The following is a 9,857-nucleotide window of genomic DNA, read 5'->3' on the forward strand; positions in this document are numbered from 1 at the left end:
TACTGACAAAATGGTGAATGAATATTTGGAGCATCACAGAAAATCGAATAACGACACAGACGCTTTCATACTTGAGTAATCACGTACTGCTGACTTTAGTCAGATTTAAAAACCTATGGCACTTTAGTCCATAGTGATTTAGTTATTTAAATAGTCCGAAATCAATGAATTTAGGATGATTAATGTTGTCATACGTGATTTATATCATTATTAAAATTATTTATACGCTGTATATTTGATTTCATATCGACTCAATATGGCAGATGAAATTATGTAAAAGTATTTTTTATTGAGATGGGGCAACTCGATGATTTTGCAGGTCGTTTTTTTAAAGAATTATTTTGAAGACCTTTTGAAATCAAGCTATTGACTCTTCTGAAAACTGAAATACTATCGCTTACGGCAGTTATAATTGTTGCAATTAATTTTTTCGAAAACTGTTATTTCAATGGTCAACGGAGAAATCCACTGATTACACTTGCATTCCGTTTTTGGTCTTGCAGGTTAAGAAAGATTACTATTATTTTTAATTTAAAAACAAAACAAAATGGATGTTTCACTTTTTTTGGCAAAATTTTGGGGATGGTATCTTATCATATTCTTTGTCATTCTCACTTTCAATCCGAGTAGGATCAAACAGATTTTTGAAGACTTAAGAGATGAAAAATTTTTAATTCTTTCCTCCTTAATTGCGGTAATTGTTGGCCTATTGAACATATTGTTTCATAATGTTTGGGAAACCAATTGGAAACTTATTATCACCCTGATTGGTTGGATGTCTTTGTTTATTGGCTTGGCCCTGTTTATTATTCCGAAACAAACGGTAGCCTTATTAAATATATTGAATATAAAACTTGTTCAAGTAATTTACATATTACTTTTCTTGACAGGTGTTTTTCTACTTAATATAGCGTACGATGTTGTGCCTTATTAATTGTTGAACTGATCTAAATTATGATCTTTTGTAGTCAGATATGATTGCATAGTATCTGAAAATATTTCACTGATGATTTGAACATCAGTAATTAACAATACCTATTAGTATGAGCACTCTCACCGAAAATGCCATTCAAATTTTAGAGGATCGCTATTTTTTAAAGGATAAGCACGGCCATATAGTTGAAGATTCTATTGAATTATTTAAGCGAGTGGCAAAATCTGTTTCCCTTTGTGAAAATGAAAAAAGTGAGTTTTATGAAAAACAATTCTATGAGCTCTTAAGTGGTCTTTATTTTCTTCCCAATTCGCCTACACTTATGAACGCAGGATGTAAGGATGGCCAATTAAGTGCTTGCTTTGTATTGCCTGTTGAAGATAGTTTGGAAAGTATCTTTACCACCTTAAAAAACACCGCATTAATACACCAAAGTGGTGGAGGCACTGGCTTTAATTTCTCAAAATTGCGCCCAAAAGACGATATGGTTTCCTCTACTAGTGGCACATCATCTGGCCCAGTAGCTTTTATGAAAATTTATGATGCCGCTACAGAGTATGTCAAACAAGGCGGTAAGCGTCGTGGTGCCAATATGGGGATTTTAAATGTTGACCATCCTGATATTATTGAGTTTATTCATTCAAAATCCACTAAAAAAGTCATTGAGAATTTTAATATTTCAGTTGGAATATCGGATGCCTTTATGGAGGCCGTTATTAATGATTCAGATTGGCAATTGATAAACCCGCGTACAAAGGTTGTTGATACAGTGTTAAGAGCCAAATCGCTTTGGGAAATGATCATCACTCAAGCTTGGGAAACGGGAGACCCAGGACTCATCTTTTTAGACACGATCAATGATCATAATCAGACGCCTGAGATTGGAACTATATCATCTACAAACCCCTGTGGAGAAGTACCCCTATTAGATTATGAAAGCTGCAACTTGGGATCGATCAATCTTTCCAAAATGGTAGTTCTCAAAAATGAATTATATACGGTTGATTGGAAAAAGTTGTCGGAAACCATTCATTTGGCAATTCGTTTTTTAGATAATATAATTACGATAAATCATTATCTATTGCCGGAAATTAAAGACATTACCACGTCCAACCGAAAGATTGGGCTTGGCGTCATGGGCTGGGCAGAATTATTGATTTTGTTGGAAATTCCTTATGCTTCAGAAAAGGCGTTAAGCTTAGGAGAGAAGCTCATGCAGTTTATCAAAAGAGAAAGCTACAAGGCCTCTAGCAATTTGGCTTTGGAGAAAGGATGTTTCCCGAATTGGAAAAAAAGTATCCATTATCCTGATCAAAAAATGCGAAATGCCACCTGCAACAGTATTGCGCCCACAGGAACAATTTCGGTCATTGGAAACACCTCTTATTCAATTGAACCTTTGTTTGCCTTGGCCTACAAAAGGATAGGCATCTTGGGTGGCAAGACGCAAACCGAAGTCAATAGACATTTTGTCCATAAAATGAAAACTTTGGGCCTATGGTCAAGTGAAGTGGAGGAAGAAATTGTAAAAACTGGGAGCATAAAAAATATTAAATATATTCCGGCATCTTTGAAAGAGCTTTTCCAAACCAGTTTGGAAATACCATGGCAATATCATTTAAAACATCAAAAGGTATTTCAAGAATCTACCGACAATGCGGTTTCAAAAACCATAAATCTTCCAGAAAATGCGTCCATTCAAGAAGTTTCAGAGATTTTCATCTTGGCTTGGCAGTATAAACTAAAAGGCATCACCATTTATCGTTATGGGAGCAAGGAAAACCAAGTCCTCCAAAAATGCGGCCTTAATAATAGTGTGAACTGTTGATTCCCACCAGTGGGTTTTAATACCCAGAGGCTTGCCCGTCCGTGCCGATCGGACCCCGAGGTTCTTAATTTATCCAATCTGATATATATCATAGTTTTTATGTCATAGATGATTTAGTTTTATGAGTCAACAAACACTTGATACTCATGATTTCCGTACTACTTCCCACAGACTTTTCTGAAAACTCAATGAATGCCATCACATACGCATTAGAGTTTTTTAAACACCAGAAAACAGAATTCTTTGTTATGCATGCCTATCAAAATGATGTCTATGATCATGAGAAGTTGGTCTCACGTGAAGATTTTGACGATCAAACCATGGACCTACCATCATCTGCAACCTCCGGATATGAGTTTATATCTGTTAATGCCGGTAAATTGCGCAACGAAGGTGTGGAGATCCTTTTATCAGGAACACCAATTAAAACCAATGATTTTACTTGGGAAGTTAATCTCAATTTCACCAAAAATAAAAACAAGGTTATTGCCTTGCATCCAGACATTGATACCTATACCATTTCTGAAGCGCGTTGGGCAGGTGCATCGATCGTCGCAAAGGTTGGTGGCGAATATGGCGCTATTATGGGCCAAGATTTTTTAAGAACTGATAAAGGCGAAGTGATCCATGGCGATAATGGTCTTCCATTATTTACCAATGAAAAAGTAGTGCTGGGTAACGGTGTTCCGGACTGGACGGCTGGTTTGAATAACCGTTTTACCTATAAAGGGGTCACCTTGCAGTTTTTATTAGATATCAAGCAAGGTATGGATGTGTATTCCATGACCAACTCAGTAGCGGCAAACAAAGGCCTTTTGGATGTCACTACCCAAGGCCGAGATGCCTATAACGCTGCCCTTGCCGAAGCTTTGGTTGCCGATCCCGATTTAAGTGTCAGCAATTGGGTGCCTACAGCAGGCTACGTGTCTAGTGGGGTGGTGAATACAGGTACTGCGGACAACCCAGTATATGCGCCAAACACAACACCGGTCAATCCACAAAATTACTGGGCTACCGTTTTTGAAAGAACACCGGCACCATTTATTTATGATGCGTCTTATGTTAAATTAAGAGAGGTGAGCTTGGGTTACGAGTTTCCAAGGAGCCTTGTTCAAAGTCTAGGCATCACGTCGCTTAATCTTTCTGCTTTTGGGCGCAATTTGTTGACCTTTAGTAATAACCTGCCAAATATTGATCCGGAATCCATGTACACCTCCGGCAATGGTCAAGGGTTTGAATATGGATCATTGCCATCGCGCCAGTCGTATGGTTTAAATCTTAAAGTGACATTCTAAAAAATAATATTATGAAATGAGCAGTACCAAAACTCGAATAAGAACACGAATAAGGATGTGCGAATTACATAAGACCATTAAAACAATAAATATTTTCTTATGAACTATTATAAACATATCATAGCTATAGTATCAATTTTTATAGCATTTAGTAGCTGTACCGATGAATTTGATACGCTTATTAAAGACCCGATTGCGCTTCCTGCCAATCCCGATGGGCAGCTCTCCTTTGTTCAATTGAGCATGTCTGGCGACCGTTATTACCAATGGCGCGCCAACCTCATTTATTCAGGTGGGTTTGTACAACATTATTCAGGAGCTTGGAACGTTACTGAATTTGGAGGACGCTTTAAAAAGAATGACGATTATGCGCATGCCTATTGGCGAAGAGCGTATGCCATTGAAATGAAAAACCTAGTGGATATTATTGCCACTACCAATGGCGTTCCTGAAAAAGCAAACATCAACGCGATTGCCAAAATTATGAAGGTCATGACGGGTCAGCGCTTAACCGATTTGTATGGTGATGTACCCTATTCAGAAGCTGGTGTAGGCTTCCTAGAGGGCGTTGTAACCCCCAGGTACGACAGACAAGAAGAGATTTATGCATCCTTTTTTAAGGACCTCGAAGAGAGTTTTAATCAGCTTAACGCCAATGGCGGAGCGGTTCCGGGAGATCTGTTTTATAATGGCGACATCTCCAAATGGAAGAAGCTGGCCAATACCTTACGCTTGCGTTTAGGTATGCGTCTTTCGGAAATTGCACCTGCCGAAGCCGAAAAACAAGTTAAAGCAGCGTTTGCGAATGGTGTTTTTGATAGTAATGCCGACAATTGTATCATGCATCATATTGATATCGACTTTAATGGTGATATTACCGATTTTAGAGGGAATGGCTTGGCACAAGCCCTAACGGCCAATGATAATGCCGACCATTTCAGTTCGCTTTTAATCGACTTTTTAAAAAACCATGATGATCCGCGCTTAACCATGATTGCCACGCCTAAAACCTCCAGTGGGGTTATTTGGGGTGGGGCTATTCAGCCGGGCGAAGATCTGTATGTAGGCATTCCGGGAGGTACCTTCCAATGGGACGTTTTTGGAGGTGCCACGGCTACATCCGGCATACAACCATATTTAAAAGAAAATACAGCACCGTTTCTGCACGTTGGCTATTCAGAAGCACAACTGTTATTGGCGGAAGCTGCCTTTAGAGGTTGGGTGTCTGGATCGGCAGCCGATTATTACAAGGCAGGAGTAGAAGCAGGCATGAAACAATTGACCATCTATGGTGCGGCCGATCCTTCGCAATCTGCAATCAACGATTATTTGACCAATTATCCATTGCAATCCGGTACTGAAATGGAGCAGATCAGCACCCAATTGTGGGTAACCTATTTGTTCAACAGTATTGAGGCGTATTCTAACTGGCGCAGAACGGGGTATCCTGTGTTGGATGCCGTTACAGCACCCGATTCAGAAACTGGTGGTATAGTGCCAACGCGACTGTACTATCCTAATGACGAATTACAGAAAAACGAAGCCAATTACCTAGAGGCTCTTGGCAGAATGGACGGTACTAACGACTGGCTCAATAAAGTGTGGTGGGATGCCAATTAGGTGATATACACATTCCATGTTATATAAGTTTAATTATTAAAAAGATAAGCGAGGGGAACATGCCGCCTCGCTTTTTTAAAGCTATGAAAAACCTTATTGTTATCATCGTCTTAGCCCTTGTTCTATATAGTTGTGCCAAGAATGAGACGCCCGTGCAAAACAAAATAGTGGGTACGTGGCAATTGGTCTATGCCGATATTGTCGAAGACGATTCTTTAGAGATAAAGGATTTGACCCATACCCACTTTATAAAAATAATTAATCACAGTCATTTTTCATTCTTTAACCAAAATACAAACCGTTCTGAAGACTTTTATGCGGCTGGTGGCACTTATACCTTAGAAGGCAATGATTATACAGAAACTTTAAGTTACACTTCCATGGATGCGTTTAGAAATCATCGGTTCCCGTTTACAGTAGAGTTTAAGGGTGATACCCTGATCCAATCTGGTCTTGAAGAAGTGAAATCCGCAGGGCTTAAACGATACATCACTGAAAAATATATCAAAATTGATTAATGGTGCTTTTAAAAACTTAAAATCGAATGAATAAAATTATAGTAGTTTTATTGGCTTTTGGCCTTTCATGTCAGCATGTTTTTACTCAAGTCGATACATCTGGTTTTAACCTGATGCCGTGGCCTCAAAATATTCAGCATAGCAATCGCGATTTTACTATTACCGATGATTTTACCATTTCAATCATAGGCGATGATGCCCAAGGTAGGGTTGAAAAAGCTGCGATCAGATTTTTAAGGCACCTTTCAAACAAAACAGGCGTCTTTTTAAAACAGGGTTTTCCTGTTAAAATAGAAGGCAAAACGTCGGCAGTGGTAGAGCTGACCTTTGACGGTCTCTCCGATTTATCCATAAACGCCGATGAATCGTACAGTTTAAATGTTACTCCTGATAAAATAGAAATCCATTCCAAAACCGATGTTGGTGCTCTAAGGGCTTTGGCTACGCTCTTGCAGTTGGTAGCCCATAATCCATCCAATTATTTTATACCTGGCGTTGTTGTTAATGATGCCCCACGTTTTGTTTGGCGGGGTTTAATGATTGATTCCGCCCGTCATTTTCAACCGGTCGATGTGCTAAAGCGCAATTTGGATGCTATGGCATTGGTAAAGATGAATGTGTTTCATTGGCATTTAACCGACGATCAAGGGTTTCGGGCGGAAATAAAATCCTATCCGTTGTTGCATCAAAAAGGATCGGACGGCTTGTATTATACCCAAGAGCAAATCAAGGATGTGGTGGCATATGCCTCTGATTTGGGCATCCGTGTCGTTCCAGAATTTGATGTGCCGGGCCATGCCACCTCGTGGCTCGTGGCTTATCCCGATTTAGGAAGCAAGGATGGTGCAACTTATACCATAGAACGAAATTCGGGTATTTTTGATCCTACTTTAGATCCTACCAATCCAAAAACATACGAGATTATAGAAGCTGTTTTTACCGAAATGGCAGCACTCTTTCCGGATACCTATTTTCATATAGGCGGCGATGAGAATAAAGGAAAGCACTGGAATGAAAACAAAAAGATTGAACGCTTTAAGGCAGATCATGGCTTTAAAACCAATCATGAATTACAGAATTATTTCAACGTCAAAGTACTTGACATCCTTAAAAAGCATGGTAAAATCATGATGGGCTGGGAAGAAATACTTCAAGACGATTTGCCAAAAGATGTGGTTATCCATTCGTGGCAAGGCGAAGCTTCTTTGACCGATGCTATCACCAAAGGCTATAAAACCGTACTGTCACGGGGCTATTATATCGATTTGGTACGTTCGGTGGAAGAACACTATGCCGTCGATCCATTTCCGGCAGCACCCAATTCGGTGTCAAAAGAACAATTGAAAAACCTCCTAGGTGGCGAAACCACCATGTGGAGCGAATTGGTTACGCCACTTACTATCGATTCCAGAATCTGGCCACGTGCAGCTGCCATTGCAGAGCGCTTTTGGTCGCCCCAAGCCGTCAATGATTTGGATGGTATGAAGCGCCGTTTAAAGGTCATCTCATTTCAACTCGAAGACTTTGGCATTATGCATATCCGCAACAAAGAGGTGATTTTAAGAAACCTAATCAATGATCAAGATATCAGTTCATTAATCGATTTGTCCAATATCTGCGAACCGCTTAAAGGCAATAAACGCAACACAAAAATCAATGGGCAGTCAAAGTATAAAACCTATTCGCCGTTTACCCTGTTTGCCGATGCCTGCGTGCCCGATGCCCAAGATGCTGAGGTTTTTAACAAAGCTGTTTCAGGTTTTGTTAAGCAATCCAATACAGCAGATTTTGAGGTTGTTATGGCGTTTTTAAATAAATGGTCAACCAATTATGCCGAGTTTTCTAAAATAAACAACAACCCAAAGCTTAAGGATCTCGAAGGCTTATCAAAAAACTTATCGCAGCTATCGCAGCTATTGGTTCAAGTTTTTGAAACTAAGTCCATGGATGTTAGTATATTTAGTGAGTTACAAACACATCATAAGTCCTTGTATGTCCCTTTTGCAGATACTGAAGTGGTAGTGGTAAATGCCTTGGAGGAGCTTATTGAAAAGGCAAAGGTCGACTATTTGATAAAGGGAAGTAGATGGTAGAGCCTAGACAATAGAAGTTGGTAGTAGGACATAAGACGCTAAGACTTATGACGTCTGGTGTATGATGTGGAAAATGGAATATAGACTATAGAAAATAGATGATGGTAGATTGGTAATTGATGGCAGCAACCAACAACTGAACACAGATGACGCTGATTTAATGGATTTACACTGATTTTTAAATTTTAAATCTTGAACCATAAACCTTGAATTTTAAACCAGAAACCTGAAACAAGAAACCACAAACTTTAAACACTTTGAACACAAAACTAATCCCCACAGCACTAGCCTTCGCAATCATTTTATTGAGCAGTTGCCTTTCGCAAGATGCTAAACCATCAAGTTCTTCGGAGGTGGCAGATAGCACGTCTAATAAAGTAGTAATTGGCTATATACCCACTTGGAAAGATATGCGCCAAACCATTGATACTGCCCATTTGGATATCCTGACCCATATTAATTTATCGTTTTTAAATCCCGATGCCTCAGGAGTGTTCTTAGTAGATGGCGAGCCCTATTGTAGCGATGGCAAGTCGGCCGATATCCACTATGTGGTCAAAAAAGCGCACCAACATGGCGTTAAAGTACTCATTTCTGTGGCGGGCGGAGTATTGCCCGAATGTTCTGCCGATTGGCAAATCTTGTTGCAAGAAGGCAACAGAAACAGCGTGATCAATAATTTAAAACACCTGGTCAGTTTTTATAATCTGGACGGTATTGATATAGATATTGAAGGTCCTATCTTGGATGCCATCAGTAAAGCAGGTGATTATACCCCGTTCATCAAAGCTTTAAGAGAAGAGCTCCATCCCATGGGCAAGTTGGTCACCTGTGCCACGGCTAGTTATGTAGGCGGAAGGATTCCGCAATCGTCCTTCCCTTATTTTGACTATATAAACATTATGGCCTATGACAATGCATGGAATACCACCGACCACCATTCCACTTACGAGCATGCCGTTAGGGATATGCAACTGTGGCTCAATTTGGGTTGTCCACCTGATAAATTGGTGTTGGGCCTTCCATTTTATGCCCATAAAGGCATTGTCGGTACCGGTGGCCACGCCACTTACAATCAAATTGTAGAACAGCACTCCGATGCCGCTCACCACGATATCTATTTTGATTATAGATATAACGGCATCCTTACCATCAAAGCCAAAACCAAATATGCCTTTGAACATGGTAGTGGCGTTATGATCTGGGAAATATCACAAGATGCCCCTGGGGGATTGAGTTTGCTGAAGGCTATTGGGAAGGAGATGGAGTAGTGGAGTCTTAAATGTTTTTTATCTATCCTCATTAGTTGGGGCGAATTGCATTCGCCCTTATTTAGTTTAGTCCGGTTAATATTTATCTTATAATGGGGCGAATTGCATTCGCCCTTATTTAGTTTAATCCGATTAATATATATCCTATATATAATGGGGCGAATGCTATTCGCCCGTACGTGATTGGCTCTTTTTATTTAGATGGATATTATTTAAAGTGGTTGGGGCCGTTGGGGCGAATTGCATTCGCCCACATAATCTCGCCCGTACAATCTCGGCCATATCATTTCAATTTATC

Annotated in this window: 7 protein-coding genes; all 7 read left to right on the forward strand. The window is 39.8% G+C overall.

Annotated features, from left to right (window positions below):
- Positions 1-547 precede the first annotated feature (547 nt).
- The 7 genes from VNJ50_RS10910 (at position 548) to VNJ50_RS10940 (ending at position 9,559) form a co-directional block, all read left to right on the forward strand.
- Positions 548-934: a hypothetical protein gene (locus VNJ50_RS10910; RefSeq protein WP_323026971.1), complete on the forward strand. Its 387-nt coding sequence runs from the start codon at positions 548-550 to the stop codon at positions 932-934.
- Between the two features lie 109 nt (positions 935-1,043).
- Positions 1,044-2,762, forward strand: coding sequence for an adenosylcobalamin-dependent ribonucleoside-diphosphate reductase (locus VNJ50_RS10915; RefSeq protein WP_325581791.1), 1,719 nt, complete (start codon positions 1,044-1,046; stop codon positions 2,760-2,762).
- A gap of 146 nt (positions 2,763-2,908) precedes the next feature.
- The gene (locus VNJ50_RS10920; RefSeq protein WP_325581793.1) at positions 2,909-4,057 is read left to right on the forward strand and encodes a hypothetical protein; all 1,149 of its coding nucleotides are present in this window, start codon (positions 2,909-2,911) and stop codon (positions 4,055-4,057) included.
- 99 nt (positions 4,058-4,156) lie between these two features.
- Complete coding sequence (locus VNJ50_RS10925; RefSeq protein ID WP_325581795.1) at positions 4,157-5,677, forward strand: SusD/RagB family nutrient-binding outer membrane lipoprotein; 1,521 nt, start codon at positions 4,157-4,159, stop codon at positions 5,675-5,677.
- Positions 5,678-5,760: 83 nt separating this feature from the next.
- The gene (locus tag VNJ50_RS10930) at positions 5,761-6,195 is read left to right on the forward strand and encodes a lipocalin family protein (protein ID WP_325581797.1); all 435 of its coding nucleotides are present in this window, start codon (positions 5,761-5,763) and stop codon (positions 6,193-6,195) included.
- Positions 6,196-6,221: 26 nt separating this feature from the next.
- Entirely contained in the window at positions 6,222-8,288 is a 2,067-nt protein-coding gene (locus VNJ50_RS10935; protein WP_325581799.1) for a beta-N-acetylhexosaminidase, read from the forward strand.
- 257 nt (positions 8,289-8,545) lie between these two features.
- Entirely contained in the window at positions 8,546-9,559 is a 1,014-nt protein-coding gene (locus tag VNJ50_RS10940; protein WP_325581800.1) for a glycosyl hydrolase family 18 protein, read from the forward strand.
- Positions 9,560-9,857: the final 298 nt, after the last annotated feature.

Source organism: Gelidibacter sp., assembly GCF_035577925.1.
In the GTDB taxonomy this organism is placed as follows: Bacteria; Bacteroidota; Bacteroidia; order Flavobacteriales; family Flavobacteriaceae; genus Gelidibacter.

Coding starts and splice junctions, on each gene's coding strand:
- VNJ50_RS10915 (WP_325581791.1), top strand. CDS start 1,044: ATGAGCACTCTCACCGAAAATGCCATTCAAATTTTAGAGGATCGCTAT.
- VNJ50_RS10920 (WP_325581793.1), top strand. CDS start 2,909: ATGATTTCCGTACTACTTCCCACAGACTTTTCTGAAAACTCAATGAAT.
- VNJ50_RS10935 (WP_325581799.1), top strand. CDS start 6,222: ATGAATAAAATTATAGTAGTTTTATTGGCTTTTGGCCTTTCATGTCAG.
- VNJ50_RS10925 (WP_325581795.1), top strand. CDS start 4,157: ATGAACTATTATAAACATATCATAGCTATAGTATCAATTTTTATAGCA.
- VNJ50_RS10930 (WP_325581797.1), top strand. CDS start 5,761: ATGAAAAACCTTATTGTTATCATCGTCTTAGCCCTTGTTCTATATAGT.
- VNJ50_RS10910 (WP_323026971.1), top strand. CDS start 548: ATGGATGTTTCACTTTTTTTGGCAAAATTTTGGGGATGGTATCTTATC.